At 35.0% G+C, this 17,206-nt stretch carries 13 protein-coding genes; 2 read left to right on the top strand and 11 right to left on the bottom strand.

What is annotated here, in order from left to right:
- Positions 1-20 precede the first annotated feature (20 nt).
- Positions 21-1,556: a bifunctional GNAT family N-acetyltransferase/carbon-nitrogen hydrolase family protein gene (locus tag IL45_RS07775; protein WP_036582442.1), complete on the top strand. Its 1,536-nt coding sequence runs from the start codon at positions 21-23 to the stop codon at positions 1,554-1,556.
- A gap of 59 nt (positions 1,557-1,615) precedes the next feature.
- Here IL45_RS07775 and IL45_RS07780 read toward each other — a convergent pair whose 3' ends face one another.
- From IL45_RS07780 to IL45_RS07820, 9 genes are all read right to left on the bottom strand, one after another.
- Positions 1,616-2,185 (bottom strand): helix-turn-helix domain-containing protein, encoded by a 570-nt coding sequence (locus IL45_RS07780; protein ID WP_235183332.1) that lies wholly within the window; start codon positions 2,183-2,185, stop codon positions 1,616-1,618.
- Between the two features lie 129 nt (positions 2,186-2,314).
- Entirely contained in the window at positions 2,315-2,971 is a 657-nt protein-coding gene (locus IL45_RS07785) for a peptidoglycan-binding domain-containing protein (protein WP_036582444.1), read from the bottom strand.
- 10 nt (positions 2,972-2,981) lie between these two features.
- Entirely contained in the window at positions 2,982-4,391 is a 1,410-nt protein-coding gene (locus IL45_RS07790; RefSeq protein ID WP_036582447.1) for a glycosyltransferase 87 family protein, read from the bottom strand.
- The gene (locus tag IL45_RS07795; RefSeq protein WP_036582450.1) at positions 4,391-5,881 is read right to left on the bottom strand and encodes a cellulose synthase family protein; all 1,491 of its coding nucleotides are present in this window, start codon (positions 5,879-5,881) and stop codon (positions 4,391-4,393) included. The genes IL45_RS07790 and IL45_RS07795 overlap by 1 nt, the downstream gene beginning before the upstream one ends.
- Complete coding sequence (locus tag IL45_RS07800; protein WP_036582453.1) at positions 5,878-6,582, bottom strand: glycosyltransferase family 2 protein; 705 nt, start codon at positions 6,580-6,582, stop codon at positions 5,878-5,880. The genes IL45_RS07795 and IL45_RS07800 overlap by 4 nt, the downstream gene beginning before the upstream one ends.
- A gap of 53 nt (positions 6,583-6,635) precedes the next feature.
- The gene (locus IL45_RS07805) at positions 6,636-7,124 is read right to left on the bottom strand and encodes a toxin-antitoxin system YwqK family antitoxin (protein ID WP_036582456.1); all 489 of its coding nucleotides are present in this window, start codon (positions 7,122-7,124) and stop codon (positions 6,636-6,638) included.
- Positions 7,125-7,298: 174 nt separating this feature from the next.
- Complete coding sequence (locus tag IL45_RS07810) at positions 7,299-10,058, bottom strand: outer membrane beta-barrel protein (RefSeq protein WP_036582459.1); 2,760 nt, start codon at positions 10,056-10,058, stop codon at positions 7,299-7,301.
- A 153-nt stretch (positions 10,059-10,211) separates the two neighbouring features.
- Positions 10,212-11,513 carry a ribosome biogenesis GTPase Der gene (gene der, locus IL45_RS07815; protein WP_036582462.1) on the bottom strand — a complete coding sequence of 434 codons (1,302 nt, stop codon included), beginning with the start codon at positions 11,511-11,513 and terminating at the stop codon, positions 10,212-10,214.
- A 118-nt stretch (positions 11,514-11,631) separates the two neighbouring features.
- A complete protein-coding gene (locus tag IL45_RS07820) occupies positions 11,632-12,609 on the bottom strand; it encodes a polyprenyl synthetase family protein (protein ID WP_036582465.1) in 978 nt (325 codons plus the stop codon).
- A gap of 234 nt (positions 12,610-12,843) precedes the next feature.
- Here IL45_RS07820 and IL45_RS07825 point away from each other — a divergent pair, with 234 nt between their 5' ends.
- A complete protein-coding gene (locus IL45_RS07825; protein WP_160165397.1) occupies positions 12,844-14,307 on the top strand; it encodes a T9SS-dependent choice-of-anchor J family protein in 1,464 nt (487 codons plus the stop codon).
- 74 nt (positions 14,308-14,381) lie between these two features.
- Here the strand turns inward: IL45_RS07825 and rlmN are convergent, their stop codons facing one another.
- Both rlmN and IL45_RS07835 read right to left on the bottom strand, forming a co-directional pair.
- Positions 14,382-15,422 carry a 23S rRNA (adenine(2503)-C(2))-methyltransferase RlmN gene (gene rlmN / locus IL45_RS07830; RefSeq protein ID WP_036582470.1) on the bottom strand — a complete coding sequence of 347 codons (1,041 nt, stop codon included), beginning with the start codon at positions 15,420-15,422 and terminating at the stop codon, positions 14,382-14,384.
- 76 nt (positions 15,423-15,498) lie between these two features.
- Positions 15,499-17,160: a T9SS type A sorting domain-containing protein gene (locus IL45_RS07835; protein ID WP_200875708.1), complete on the bottom strand. Its 1,662-nt coding sequence runs from the start codon at positions 17,158-17,160 to the stop codon at positions 15,499-15,501.
- Positions 17,161-17,206 lie beyond the last annotated feature (46 nt).

Here is a 17,206-nt window from a genome sequence, read left to right on the forward strand (position 1 = left end):
TTAGATACAACTAAGACACTATGAGTGATATTAATATGAGTAAGATTGACAACTTAAATCTAGAGTTTTTACAGCTTAAAGATTATGAAGAGTTAAAGCACGCGATGATAGATTCTTATAGCAATCTACCAGATTCTTACTGGCGAGAAGAACAGATCAAAACGCTTATAAATAAATTTCCAGAAGGTCAAGTTGTCCTCAAAGTGAATGAAGAGATTGTAGCTTGTGCGCTTTCTATAGTGGTAAAGTATGAAGATTTTAGTGGTCAGTACACTTATGAGCAAGTGACCGGAAATTACAAGTTCACCACGCACGATGATGATGGTGATGTACTTTATGGAATTGAGGTATTTATAAAACCACAATATCGTGGTATGCGATTAGGTCGTCGCTTATATGATTACCGTAAAGAGCTGTGTGAGAATTTGAATTTAAGAGGTATAGCCTTCGGTGGTCGTATTCCTAACTATCATAATCACGCGAGTGAAATGACACCTAAGGAATACATCGAAAAAGTGCGCAATAAAGAGATTACAGACTCTGTACTGAACTTTCAACTATCAAACGACTTCCATGTTTCTCGTATTCTTAAAAACTATCTGGATGGCGATAAAGCCTCTATGGAGTTTGCCGTATTACTAGAATGGGATAATATTTACTATACAAAACCAGTTACAGAAACCACAGCATTAAAAAGCACGGTGCGGTTAGGATTAATCCAGTGGCAAATGCGTCCTTACTCAGGTTTTAATGAGTTGATGCAACAGGTAGAATACTTTGTAGATGCTGTTGCAGCTTACAGATCTGATTTTGCTTTATTCCCTGAATATTTTAATGCGCCACTTATGGCTGCTTACAATAAGTTGAGTGTTAGTGATTCTATTAGAGAACTAGCAAAATATACCGAGATGATCAGAAACAAGTTTTCTGAATTATCCATTAAGTATAACATCAACATTATTACAGGTTCTATGCCTGAAATCATTGATGGACAATTGTATAATGTAGGGAATTTGTGCCGTCGAGATGGTACGATAGAACGTTATGAAAAAATACATGTCACACCAGATGAGCAAAAAGTATGGGGACTTCAAGGTGGAAGTAAGATCCAGACTTTTGACACCGATTGTGGTAAAATAGGAATCTTGATTTGCTATGACAGTGAATTCCCAGAATTGAGTCGTATTATGGCACAAGAAGGGATGCAAATTCTTTTTGTACCATTCTTGACAGATACACAAAATGCTTATGCTCGTGTACGCCTTTGCTCTCAAGCTAGAGCGGTAGAGAATGAATGTTATGTAGCTATCGCTGGTAGCGTAGGTAATTTACCGGCAGTTGAGAATATGGATATTTCTTATGCGCAAAGTGCTGTATTCACTCCTTGTGATTTTGCGTTCCCATCAAATGGAGTAAAGGCAGAGGCCACAGCAAACACAGAAATGATTCTTGTGGCCGATGTGGATCTGGATTTATTAAAAGAACTACACAATTATGGCGCTGTAAAGAACTTAAAAGACCGAAGAACAGATTTGTATGAGGTGAGTAAGAAGTAGATTATTGCAAATACTTAGTTGAAAGGGATTCTTATAAAAGTATAAGAATCCCTTTTTTTTTATTTAATCATAGGAATAATACTTGGGTAGGTGATTTGCTTACCACGAAAGTTTAAAATAGCAAAAATGATTGCCGCTATGCCGTTTAAAACACCCAAAGCCAATACAATCTCTAAACCATTTGAAATTAAAAACACTTCTTTATGAAGAATTTTTAATATTACTGCTGACATAAAAAATACAAATCCGAAGGCTTGAAAAACGATTTGAAAATTCAATAATCTTGCTCCTACTTTTTGAAGTCCTTGGACTTTGTCTTTTTTAGTTAGCCATAGAATTAATGGTAGTATGATATTACCTACTGGAATAAAAATTCCTGCTAAAACAGACAAATGAAAAAACATTAAAAACTGATGATCTTCATGCTTACCGTAATCAAGCAACTCTTCAATGTTTATATCCAGCGTTTCACAAATAAGTTTCATTGTTTTACCTCGAGGTTCATTTTCATTGTTCTCGATACGTTGAATGGTTCGTAAACTGACTTGAGATTCTGTCGCAAGCTCCTCTTGAGACATGCCTTTTTTGAGACGTATTTCTTTGATTTTAGCACCTATTGGGCTCATCATTTTCATAATTTAAAATTAGTGAAACAAATCTAAGAATGAAGTCATTTAAAGAACAAATTATAGTGCTGACTTGTTTACGTCATTCTTATGACAAATATGTCAAAAATCTGATATACAGTATTTTAAAAACTACTTCAATAAAGCCTCAAAAGTTAGCACATCTATTTTCCCATCTGGGAAAAGATTGTTTTTTGATTCAAAATTGGCCAGAGCTTCCATAGTAGCTTTTGCAAAAACACCATCTAGAGACATATCATAACCTTGTGCTATGAGTTTTTTCTGTATCTCAAAAATCAACACGTTTTTTGCTCCTATGCGTTGACTATTTTCCCAATGATTATTATAGAGTTTCTTCATTAAGTTCTTTTGTCCTATGGTTTTGATTTCTTCTGGACTACTGTGATTATTTTCAAAATCGATTATCTGTTGATTGTTCCATCCATTAGATTTATAACTTGCAGACTGCGCTAGTTTTTGCTCTAGATAAGTAACACGCGCTAATTTATGAGCATACTCTTCTACAGCAAGTGTTGTTTCTAAATCGTCATCTTCTGGTAATCTTACATCTATATCATTTGCTGTCCATTGTAGTTTAATAAAGCTATTTAAATCGGTAATAGCATCGTGATACATCATGACTACGTCTTGATTATGATATTCTTGATCGATTATCGTTTCTGTAGAGTAATGATATTCTGGAGCATGAAATCGATCCCAGTCTTTATAGAAATCATAGACGATAAATCCTAATATAATTATCAGGATTAAAATAATTAATTGCTTCATGACAGGTGGTTTAATGGTTAGTTATTTCCCCTTTACTTTCTGATAGTATTGTTTTGGTTAAAAACAGTTCAAAAATAAATATAAATAACACTAAAATGTATTCAATAGCGATAAACCAGCTATTCTCAGTAAAACTTTCACTCGAGTAGGCCGAATAACTAAGAAAGATCGTAAAGCTCCATAGTAACATAAAACGATACTTAGTGAAAACAGAAAATAACAATGGTATGGTCAGGTACCATGGATGCACAGTAGTCGAGAGTATTAAGTAAGTGAAAAAAGAAAATACGACGCTGGATAGAAGTATTTCAGGAAATTCATTCTTTCTTACAAAAGATATCCCTAAAATAATTACTAAGGTAATTACAGGTAAAATCTTTCCTACGGTTTGTATAATGTTATAACCTGTTACTTTGTAGCCTATTGCCCTAATGATGTAATATACACTAGCATTAAATTCAAAATTACCAAACCACAATCCTACCGATGCCGAATATTTATCAATCAAGTCTTGAGAGAAAAACGGAAGAAAGCCTAAAACAACAACAATTAAAACAGTGATGTAATAGATAAATGCTTTTTTAAATTTCAATTTTCTCAAAAGTAAAGGCAACACCATAACTGGTAATAATTTGAGCAATATACCATAACCCATAAAGAGAACGCTTTGCCATTGTTTATAGACGAGTAAGTAATAAACTGACGCTAATAAAAAGAATGCCATCATTCCTTCCCAGTGAAGATTACCTGTAAGTTCAATGATTATAAACGGATTCAAATAATATAGCGCTATTAACCACATGGGCTTACCTAGTAATCTTAGTAATTTAATGCCGTAGATGAAAATGGCAACATCTGCTAGGATAATTAATATGCGCATCCATATTATACTAGCTAGAATACTATCGCCACCCAACAATGCCGCGATTGCAAAGAACAATTGATTTAAAGGCGGATAATTTGTGTAATGTCCACTTGATAATTCGCCCATAGATGCATGCAAGAATGAAGCATTAGGGATATGGCTGGCTCCAGATTTAATGATATCATCTGGCAAGTACAAATAAGGGTTATTTCCATTTAACAATTGATGTCCGTCCCATATAAATCTAAAAAAATCTTGAGACAGATGTGGTGTATTGTCTATTAAAAGTAACCTTAAAATAAGTCCAATAAAAAATATACCGCCAATGAGCGATGCCCCATAAAACCACTTACCGAGAAAATCAGGAAACAGTTTTAAATTTTCTTGAGATCCTTTTTTAGATATATAACTATAACCCAGAAAAGCAACGAAGAGTAGTATATAAACAATGAGTAGGTTTGAAAAATCTTTTCGCGCAAGCGAGAAAAACCACCCATATAAAATTGCGCTAGTAATGGTTAAGATACCGAAGGCATTTGTTAACCTGCGTTCCATTAATGCTTATCTGTGATACTACGGAAAAACACAAAACCAAAACCTATAAATAGCATTAAGTGAAAAGGAAAGAGTCCAAAATCACCACCTTGATCACCAACGATAAATGCCGAGTACATTCCAAATCCAAAGTAGAGCATTAATATACCTTCTAATATCACGTTGCGACTTATTTTTTTCTTGAGGTATTTATTGCTTTTCCAATTGCCTCCTACCGCTGCGAGATTAAACTTAGGTGTACGCACAAACTCGCTACGTTTCCCTAAGTGACCTTCTATTACTGCTATTGAATTGTGCAGTGAAAAACCCATTGCGATTGAGAAAAAAGTGAAAAACATTCCTATATAGCTAATGAAGTTTTTAAAACCGCCACCATACGTGTTTTTGTACATATACCAATAACATATAAAAAATATGATAGTACTTATGACAAAAAAGCTCATCACAATAAAGTATACTCTTAAGTGAGCATATTCATTCTTTATATAAAGCATCGGTATACTAAGTAACCCAACAATCAATACGTTTAAAAACATGGTACTGTTTAATAAATGTAAGACACCATGCAGTTTTGTTTTAAAATCTATGTTTGAACTGCCTACGACACGTTTAAACATTTTTCTGAAATTTTCTGCACCACCTTTATTCCATCTAAACTGTTGTGAACGCGCTGCACTAATAACAATAGGAAGTTCTGCCGGTGTGGTAACATCTTCTAGGTATTTAAACTTCCAGTTTTTGAGCTGCGCTCTATAACTTAAGTCTAAATCTTCAGTAAGTGTATCGCCTTCCCAATTACCTGCATCGATGATGGTTTCTTTACGCCATATTCCTGCAGTTCCATTAAAGTTAATGAAGTGTCCTTTTGAATTGCGTCCTACTTGTTCTAAAGTAAAATGAGCATCTAATGCAAAGGCTTGTATCTGTGTAAGAATAGAATAATCCCTATTTAAATGTCCCCAACGTGTTTGAACAACGCCTATTTCTGGGTCTTTAAAATGAATTACCGTTTTTTTCAGCCAATCTGTTTGTGGTAAAAAATCTGCATCAAAAATGGCTATAAGTTCTCCTTTTGCCTCTACTAAACCTTCTTTAAGTGCTCCTGCTTTAAAACCTACACGATTTTCTCTAGTAATATGAGTTATATCGATACCGGTAGCAGCGAGCTTTTCTACATGTGCTTTAGTAGTAACAACAGTTTCATCTGTAGAATCATCTAAAACCTGAATTTCTAACTTTTCATGAGGATAATCCAACAAGACGATGTTATCTAAAAGTCGCTCCATCACATAAGCCTCATTAAAAACAGGCAACTGTATGGTTACATAAGGAATCTCTGCAGGGTTATCTAGGTTAAAGGTAGGTCCGTCGACTGTGTTTTTGCGAGCTGCCAGATAATTAAATAGTAAATTGAGTTGAGCAAATGCATAGAACAAAATCATCACAAGTGATGTTGAGTAAATTATGATGCAAATCCATTCTAAAATCATTTTTTAAAGCCGTATTTAAATATCCAAGTTAATATTTTAACGCCTGCAAATATAGCACCTTTAACAGTACCCGAAACCTTAGAAACACCTATTCTATTGCGGTATTTCATAGGTTTTTCAACATAAGAATATTTTTTACGCAATGCTTTCAATTGCATCTCTACAGTCCAACCATAGGTTTTATCCTCCATTTCTAGAGCTAGTAATTTTTCATATTTAATGGCGCGGAAAGGACCTAAATCTGTAAAACGAGATCTAAAAAGTATCGACATAAGTGTGGTTGCTAGCCAATTACCAAAGATTTGTGGCGCAGTCATAGAGCCTTTTTCACGCAATGATTTTACACGAGCGCCTATGACAAAATCAATATTTTCATCAATAATAGGCTGCACTAACTCTAATAATTGTTCTGGATAATCGCTATAGTCACCATCCAAAAAAACAATAATATCTGTGGTATCGCTTAATTGAGACACATATTCCATACCCTTTAAACAGGCATATCCATAGCCTCGTTGTAGTTCTTCTAGAACTGTGGCACCAGCTTTTTGTGCATTTACAATAGTGTCATCACTAGAATTATTGCTTACTACAATAACTTCAGTAACTAATGAAGGTATATCTTTAATGACCAGCGGTATAGAGTCTGCTTCATTATAGGCAGGTATAATTACTCTAATGATAGGATTAGTGGATTGCAATAGGGAATTTTAAAGGTGGAAAGTTAAGAAATATCAGACTTACATGGCATTACTTAACGCAAATCGCTCATAGAAAATCCTGGGTGGTCTCTTTTAAATTTGAAATAACTGGTCCAAGCTCCTATCTTCTTACTACTCTCATATTCTTCTACCATAGATAGAGATGATTTTTTATAATAAAGAGCGTACCCATGCTGGAGACCTTTTTTAAATTGCTTTTTAATAGTACGGTATCCTTTTTTATTATGACAGGTCCACCAATCTGTTTTCAGATCGTTGGTATAATGTCCTTCAGAACTAATTAAACCGGACTTATACTCGTGCCAATAACCTGTTTTTTGATTGTTAATATAGTGGCCTGAAAAGGATAGATGTTGTTGCTTATCATAAAATTTCCAATATCCATTTTTGGCACCATTCAACATCCAGCCTTCACTGACTAGGTTTCCGTTATTATCAACTTGCTTTACATACTCTTTTTGCATAGGTACAAAAGGCAATAATGTACTGATGCACAGCATGACTGTTATTAAAAACTTCATCGATTAATTACTTTGATTGCAGCAAAGTAATCTGTTCTACATCACAAAGTGTTCACAGAATCTTAAAAGGTTCTTCACGCGGGAATGATGTTATATGGAAAAGGAAATATTTACCAGTTGTTCAAACAATATGATTAAATACGCTTTCGCGAAAGCGTCATAAAACAAACCTTTCTATTCTCTATTTGGATCCTTACCACCAAATTTTGAGAATTTATAAGTGAAGCTAAGCATGAAATACTGGCGTAACACTAAGCTACTGGAATCTGAAATAAAATCTTGTGAAATGGTACGACGTGTGTCTATGACCTGATTTAAAATGTCATAAGCTTTAAGTTTTACGACAGCTTTATCTTTTGCAAACTTATATCCCAGACTACCTATAAGTACAAAGGAATCGTTATCAAACTCTTCTGTCACATTACCAAAGACATTATACTCGCCTCGCAATCCCATGATCAAACTCTTAGGCCAGAAAGTCGTTAAATCTATCGCGGCGGTATGGTTGGTAAAGCTTTGATCATCGATATTGTCTAGTGAAAACTTACTAGAATTAAAACTTATATTGTACTCTGTTTCTAACTCAAAAATATCATCAATACTATATTCAAAACTTACGTTAGGAGAAAGATTTACATTATTAGTTTCAAAAGAAACACCGTTAGTAAAACCTTTATTTAAAGACAGGTTTGCGTCTAATCCAAGTGACACATCAATAGAACGCTCGTCTTTTTTAAACTGCATGCTATAACCAGAGTACAAATAACCGTTATAAGTGCCATCTACATTTGTATAAGTGGTAGTCCTAACTAAATTATCATCAGTTGTTGTTGTGGCTGCGACTTGATTATTTGTGTATGTAAATCCTGCGCCAGAATAAATACCTTTTCCTTCTTCCCAGTTATAATTATTGAAATTCAAATAAATATTATGAGTATTAGTAGCCTCTAGATCTGGATTACCTTTTATAATGTTTTGAGGATTAGTACTATCTTCTACAGGTTGTAATTGATTAACACTAGGCACATTAATATTATTACTATAATTGAAATAAATCCTACCGAATTTACCAAACTGCTTACTTAAATATGCTCTAATGTAAGGATTAGAAAAAGAACGATCAAAAGAACTGTCTAGCGCAACATTGTCCGTATTTAAAGTTTGATATAAAAGTCCCGCCGTGATTTCCCATCTCGTTTTATCTTTGTTATATGATAACCCTACACTAGGTCTTTGTTGCGTATTATCAGTCTCAAAATCATTACTTAATGCATCATTAAAAATAGTGGCTTCTCCTGTGACCATATCTCTATCAAAGACATTACGACTTTGCTCTTGCTTATTTGCAGACACACGATAAGAAATATTTAGTCTATAATCATCACTCAAGGATTTGCGCCATGTAGGTGTTATAGAAAAGTTAGTTCCTTTACTTTCTTGATTAATGATTTGATTTTGAATCTCAGTTTCATCAATAACACCATTATCTGAAATGACGCGTTCAGAAAAGAAGTCATTTATAGATTCTGAATCATTGACATTTATTGTCGTAAAAAGAGATATGGAATTTCCTTTCTTCTTAAACCTGCGACTGAAGTACAAGTTTGCACCAGCAGTGTAATTATCTGAATTTGAATTATTAGATGATTCTATGTCAATTTCTTGACCAGTATCATCTTGAGTATTTGAGATACGATTACTCAAGCTATTATTAGAGCTTTGATTATAACTAGGCTCAATACTGATGGTGGTTAAAGTATCCAATTTTACTTCAACTCTCGTATTGATCCTATGAGAGTCTCCCATACTTCTACCTCTGGAAGAAGATGTTGTCGTGAATTCTCGATCTGGCAAAAAAGTGGTCGTTCTATTATTGGTTTGTGTTTCTGTATCGTTATTCCCATAAAAGTAGCTACCAGTGAGTTCTACTTTCTCATCCCAATCATTTGCAAGACTTAATCCCGCAGATCTACTAGAAGTAATACCACCAGAACCACCGAAACTAATTCCGTTGATACCAAAACTTCCATTTGAATTACGTGAAATAGAGTATGCGCTGTTTCCCATGGCATCATAGATTTCATCAAAAGAAAAGCCTGGACTATTAATATTGTTACTACTACCTAAAACACTAACTCTAAAAGAGTCCTTAAAATAATTCACTATACCACTCATAGAGTATCGATCATCAGTACCGGCACCAGCGGTTAATCTTGAGAACCATCCTCTATTTTTATCCTCATCAATGGTGATGTTTATCTCACTCGCATTTGCATCTCCAGCCTCACCATTTGCTTTTTGTTCATCAGTTTTTGATTCTGTAACCTGTATTTTATCTATGATTTCTTTAGGCAAGTTCTTTAATGCTACTTGAGGATCATCACCAAAAAACTCTTTACCGTTTACTAAAATTTTAGTAACCTCTTTACCGTTTACCGTAATTTTACCATCCTTATCAATCTCTACACCTGGTAATTCCTTAATAACATCTTCTAGATTTGCATCTGCTTTTGTATTAAATGATTTGGCATTAAACTCTAATGTATCTTGTTTTACAGTTACGGGCGCTTTACGTGCATTAACCACAATTCCTTCTAGAAACTCAACATCACTAGATAAATTAATAGTCCCTAGATCAATGATAGTCCCATTTTCAAACGTGATTATCTTATTATATTCTTTATAACCTGTAAATGATGTAAAAAAGTTGAATTCTTTAACCGCAGTATTTCCTACTAGTTTAAAAAATCCATTTTCATCAGTAATGGAGTATGATATTAAAGTTGAGTCTGTCTTACTCTCTAGAAATACCGTGGCACTTTGTAATAATTCTTGATTTGTAGAATCCTTTACAATTCCTTTAATTTCAAACCTTTGTGCATGCACAAAAGCCATAGCAAGAATTGCTATTACGGTTAAAATCAGTCTTTTCATAGTTTAGTTAGCTAGTGGGATGAAATTACTTACATCTTAAAAGTCAAACGTTAATGTTATATCAAAATTGTAGACAAGCAGCTAGTTAAGAATCTTTAAAAATAAAAAGAGCCGGCAATGCCGGCTCTTTTTATATCAATATCTATAGTATTCTTATTTCTTTCTCATGTATACACTTACAGGCACACCATTAAAGTCAAAATTCTTTCTCAATTGATTCTCAAGGTACCTTTTATAAGGATCTCTTACATATTGAGGTAAATTACAGAAAAATGCAAATTGAGGCTGTGGCGTCGGTAATTGAGTAACAAATTTTATTTTCACAAATTTACCTTTCAAAGATGGCGGCGGATAGTGTTCAATGATAGGTAACATCACCTCGTTAAGCTCACTAGTTTTAATACGTTTAGCTCTATTTTTAAAGACGTCAACAGCAGTTTCAATTGCTTTGAAAATACGCTGCTTATTCAAAACAGATATAAAGACAATAGGCACATCAGTAAAAGGCTCCATTTCTCTTCTTATTTGCGCTTCAAACTCCTTAGCAGTATTAGTTTCCTTGTCAACAAGATCCCACTTATTAACGAGAACGACAATACCTTTACGGTTGCGTTCTGCCAGCCAGAAAATGTTTTGTACCTGTCCATCAAATCCTCGAGTAGCGTCTAATATAAGTATACAAACATCAGCATGCTCAATAGCACGTACACTGCGCATGACACTATAAAACTCTAGATCTTCTTTTACTTTTTTCTTCCTTCTAATTCCAGCAGTATCTACGAGATTAAACTCAAAGCCAAAACGATTATACTTTGTATCAATAGAATCTCTGGTAGTACCAGCAATATCGGTAACAATATACCTATCCTCGCCAATTAATGCATTTATAAAAGATGATTTACCTGCATTAGGTCTACCTACTACGGCAAATCGAGGTAAATCGCTATCCTCTCTAACTGGTGTGTCTGGTAACAACTCTACAATTTTATCTAGTAAATCTCCAGTACCACTACCACTGGTACTAGAAAGCGTAAAGAAATCTCCAAGACCCAAATTGTAAAATTCGACAGCGTTTGCCTCACGTTCTGGGTTATCAACTTTATTAACCGCTAGAACCACTGGCTTTTTAACCTTGCGTAATAAGTTAGCGACATCTTCATCCATTCCAGTGATTCCATCCTCAGCGTCGACCATAAAGAGTATAACATCTGCTTCATCAATAGCCAGTTCAACCTGGTGGTCAATCTCTGCCTCAAAAACGTCATCACTACCCAAGACGTATCCACCTGTATCTATTATAGAAAAATCCTTTCCATTCCAGTCACTTTTCCCATAATGACGATCTCTAGTGACACCACTTACCGCATCGGTAATGGCCTCACGACGTTGTATCAATCTATTAAAAAGTGTAGACTTCCCTACGTTAGGTCGTCCTACTATTGCTACTATGCTCATGCTGTTTTATTTGCGGTTGCAAAGGTACGTTTTTGTTATGAGGTAGTGAATAGTAAAAGTGCAGGTTTTTATAACGCTTTCGCGAAAGCGTGTACGCAGAATTCATGAAGTAATTTAATTATTTCTTACGGTCGATAACATACTCTACCATAAGCTCTAGAGATCTTTTATACTCAGAATCAGGATAGGTATTTAAGATTTCCATTGCTTTATCACGGTAATCGTACATTGCTTTAACGGCATATTCTAAACCACCATTATTCTTTACAAAATCAATAACCTCTTTAACTCGCTTTTTATCTCTATTATGCTTTTTTACAGAATTGATCAACCACTTGCGATCTTTTTTACTTGCCCCTTGCAAGGTATGGATAAGCGGCAATGTCATTTTTTGTTCTTTGATATCAATTCCCGTGGGCTTACCGATGCGTTCATTACCGTAATCAAAAAGATCATCTTTAATTTGAAAAGCGATTCCTATCATCTCACCAAATTCTCTCATCTTTTCAACATCAGGAGATCCTGGCGAAACGGCACATGCTCCTAGACTACAACAAGCCGCTATAAGTGTCGCAGTTTTTTTGCGTATAATGTCATAATATACATCTTCAGTGATATCTAATCTACGAGCTTTTTCAATTTGAAGTAATTCACCTTCACTCATCTCTCGTACAGCAACACTAATAATCTGCAGCAAGTCAAAATCGCCATTATCGATACTTAACAACAAGCCTTTAGATAATAAATAATCACCTACTAGGACTGCTATTTTATTTTTCCATAGTGCGTTAACTGAAAAGAATCCACGTCTTTTGAGACTATCATCTACAACATCATCATGTACTAAGGTAGCTGTATGAATTAACTCTATTACAGAAGCGCCTCTGTAGGTACGATCATTTACTTCTCCATCTCCTATCATTTTAGCAACTAGAAAAACAAACATAGGTCGCATTTGTTTCCCTTTGCGATTCACTATAAAATGAGTAATTCTATTGAGCAAGGCGATGCGAGATGCCATAGCTAACTGGAACTTTTTTTCAAAGAGTTCCATCTCGTGTGCAACGGGTGCTTTTATTTGCTCAACTATTTTCATAACTACAAATATACTTACCCTAGGACGAACCTTTTAAAGACTTTTACCTTTATGAAGGATGAAATTGTAATTTATCAAATATTTAACGTGGTCATTTTCACACTTGAACCGATTAAAATGCAGTACGTCTAAATTTTAAAGGAAATCTAGAAAAAGACAATAATTGTTAAACAAATGACAAGTCGGTTTTTTGAGATATGGCTATATTTAGCCGAAATAATTAAATTACTAGACATGAAAAAAATTACTTTAATCTTAATGGCGTTAGTGTCATTTAATTTTGGATTTGCCCAATATCTTGAGGACTTCAATGGTGCAGGTGCAGCGTTCCCACCAGCAGGATGGGCTGTTTATGATGGCGCAAATGGACTTGGTACTACTGTGCAATGGGCACAAGCTGGAACTGACCCAGAATTCCGTGCTCAATGTCTTTGGGAAGCTGTTACTGCCGGACAAACTGCAGAAGATTGGATTGTATCTCCATTAATACCTATTAATGCTACACAAAATGTTTTATTGTTTGATGCTACAGATTTGAATCAAGGTGATTTTGGATCTGAGCTTTCAATTAGAATCTCAACAACTTCTCAAACTGATACCACTTCATTTGTTGAAGTAGAAAATTTAACTGAAGCAGAATTAGGAAACAATGCATCTGCTGTATTTACTTCATTCAATGTAAATCTAGCCGCTTATTTAAATCAAAGTGTTTATATCGCTTTTGTACACCTTCAAAATGATGGTGATGCAATTACTTTTGACAATGTTGAGGTAGTACAAGGTGCTGCAAATGCACCAGGACCGGCAACGACTCCAACACCTGCTGATATGGCTACTGGTGTAATCGTAGATACTAGTGATGCTGATGCTGACGGATCACCTGACAATTCAATTCTTTTTGCTTGGGCTCCTGATAATAGTCTTGGTTCTGTTGCACCAGATGAATATGAAATTCTTTTAGGAGACTCTCCTACAACATTAGTTTCTTTGGGTACTGCTCCAGCAACTATAACACTTCCGATTTCAATCAATGGATTCTTATATAACACAACATACTACTGGCAAGTAATCCCTAAGAACACTGCAGGATCTGCGACTAACAACCCAGTATGGAGCTTTACAACAGAAGTAGGAAATGTAAATGCACCAGATGCAGTTACAACACCTACACCAGCTGACATGGCAACTAATGTTGTAATCGATACTGCTAATAGTGACGCCGTTGCTTTTGCATGGACAGACGCTACTACAGGTGACGCACCAGAATCTTATGTTTTCTTATTAGGTGATAGCCCTACTACATTGAATACATTAGGTACTACTGCTAATGCTTCAGTAAACATTACAGGTATGCTTACAGGAACTACATATTACTGGCAAGTACAACCTAGAAATGTAGGTGGAACGAATACTGCTGGGCCAGTATGGCAATTCACTACTGAAGGTACTGCATCTGTAGATGATCAAATTGCAAACCTATTTACTTTGAGCCCTAACCCAGCAACAGATGTTTTAAACATCCAGATTGATGAGGTTATTACTAATGCTACAATTTACAATGGTCTAGGTCAAGTTATTTCTGAAAACGTTAAATCTAACAACAATCAAATTAACATCAACACATTAAGCGCTGGTCTTTACTTATTGAAATTAGATACTGATAACGGTTCTCAAACTGTACAATTTATCAAGAAGTAATTGATAAACATTAAAAAAAATAAAACGGCCTTCAATTTGAAGGCCGTTTTTTTATACAATAAATTTAAAAAGTCTTATTCTTTATTTGCCAGTTGTCCACAAGCTGCATCAATATCCTTTCCTCTACTACGCCTTACATTTACAGTAAAACCATATCGGTTGAGTTCTCGCTCATAAGCATCTACTGCTTGTTTTGACGCTTGTTCAAAACGGGCGTCATCTATGGAGTTATATTCTATGATGTTAACCTTACAAGGTATTACTTTACAAAAATCGATCAACGCATCAATGTCTTCTTTAGTGTCATTGATCCCTTTCCACACTACATATTCATAGGTTACACGAGTTCCTGTTTTATCATACCAGTAACGTAGAGCATCTTTAATATCCTCTAGAGGAAATTGCTCATTAAAAGGCATGATTTTAACACGCTTTTCATCTATCGCGCTATGCAATGAAAGTGCTAAATTAAACCTAGGCCTATCGTCTGCCAACTTTTTCATCATTTTAGGCACACCACTAGTGGATAAAGTGATACGTTTAGGAGACATCCCTAGACCATCATCACCTGTTATTTTATCGATAGACTTAATGACGTTATTATAATTCATTAACGGCTCACCCATTCCCATAAAGACGATGTTTGAAAGTGGTCTGTTATGATAGCTTCTACTTTGTTGATCTATGGCAACGACTTGATCATATATCTCATCAGGATTCAAATTACGCATGCGTTTTAAACGCGCCGTAGCACAAAATTCACAATTTAAACTACATCCTACTTGAGAAGAAACACAAGCTGTTGTTCTCGTTGGGGTAGGTATCAATACAGACTCTACAGTTAGACCATCATGTAATTTTACTGCGTTTTTAATAGTGCCATCTTTACTGCGCTGCATGTGATCTACTCTTATGTGATTGATCACAAAATGCTCTTGAAGAAATGCTCTTGTTTCTTTAGAAAGATTAGTCATGTCCTCAAAGTGATGCGCTCCTTTTTTCCATAACCACTCATATACCTGATTACCTCTAAAAGCTTGTTGACCTTGATCCACAAAATACTCTCTCAATTCATCTTGAGTATATGATCTAATATCTTTTTTAGTTTCTTTCAATGGAACTTTTTATAAATAAAATGCGCTGCAAAATTAGACAATCTTGCAGCGCATTTTAAAGTTGTTGAGTTAAAAATTACTCTTTGATTAATTTTGCTGTTGCCTTACCATTAATCGTTTGCACATTGATAAAATAGATACCATTTGATACAGCGCTAAGATCAACACTGTTATTATTATCTGTAAATTCTCCTGTAGCAATTACTTTTCCAGATAGGTCATATACTTGATAAGAAGCTTCTTCTTCTATATCAAACTGAAAAATATCTTTAGATGGATTAGGGAATACACTAAAATTAAGCACTTGATTCTCTGATGTACTTAAGGTAGAGTAATAATCACCATCATATGATGCTGCTCCAGTATTATCTGGATCTAACCAATCTCTTAATTGTGTCGCTGCAGTTCCTCCTGTATTCCAACTTACATTAAATCTACCATAAAAGTCTGGTGCGCCATTGTCATTTGTACCAGAACAAGCTGCACTTCCACCCAGTAATTGTCCTATAATTTGACCTTGTGGATTTAATAGACAACTACCTGAAGAACCACCTTCAGTAACACCATAATCCCAATCTGCTATATTCCAACAGGAAATTCCAGAAACAGTAACAAATGTTGCGCTTTGATCATTTCTTGCTAATTTCATAATATCACCACTAGGATGATGAATACTCAATTGAGAAGTCACGCCGGATGTTGCTCTAGACCATCCTGCATAGTATAAATCCCATGACGCAGGTGGAGTGGAGTTCAATTCAAAAAGCGCCACGTCACTAGCACCTCTATTTGCTCTCAACGTTGCTCCAGATACAACTCTAGATGGGTTTTGAGTACCTACTGTATTTGAATTTGTTGCACAATCTGGTGTATTAGTATACCAATCAAAGCCAAAACTCCAACCAGTTGCAGAATATGATGTTCCTGCACCATCACCAGTATTACCTAAACAATGATCTGCCGTCAAAAAATATGGCGTTCCATCTTCTCTAACATTATTAACCAAGGTACCAGTACAAAGTCCTGCACCGTTGATAATAATTCTAGCTACCGCATGTCTGTAATTATCTCTTATTGTCGACCAATCCTGACCATTTGTAGAACCTTGATTAGGATCACACATTACGTCCACATTACATGCTGCAGACTCGTTTAATTTCAAAAAGCTTTCTTCAGCTTCACCAAATCCTCTATAACCATGTACAACCTCATTAATAGAAATGCGGCCTAGACCTCTTACAGATGCTGGCTCATAATATTCAATCCATATATTATCTCCATATACCACCCATGTTCCTAATATTCCATCTTCTTGGTTTTCATTTATAGTGTATGGACCTATCTTGTCTGTATGATTATCATTATAAATATACATTTCTGCGCCTTCAGGAAGATTATATCTATCCATCATAAAATTCATCGTGCGAGCGCCTGTTGATACTACATTTAATCTCCATAAACGATCACCATTTTCTAACTCAGTCCACTGACCAGAATTAAATAAATCCATTGCTACAGAGAATTTTTTACCAAAACGGTAAGGCTTTTTAATAACTTGAGTTGCTTCAATTTCATCTTCGGCAATCATGGACTGCAAGTCAAAAGACGGCATAATTTCAGCTACTGGTTGGGATTTTAAATTAAATGCCCAACTAGGTGGTGTTGTTTGATTAGATACTTGAGCATTTAAATTAAAAGCTACAGTACAAATTAATAACGTTAGTAATATTTTTTTCATCACTGATTTTTAGGGAGTTTAATAAGTTGCAATATACGAGATTAGC

It is taken from the genome of Nonlabens ulvanivorans (assembly GCF_000732625.1).
Lineage (GTDB): Bacteria > Bacteroidota > Bacteroidia > Flavobacteriales > Flavobacteriaceae > Nonlabens > Nonlabens ulvanivorans.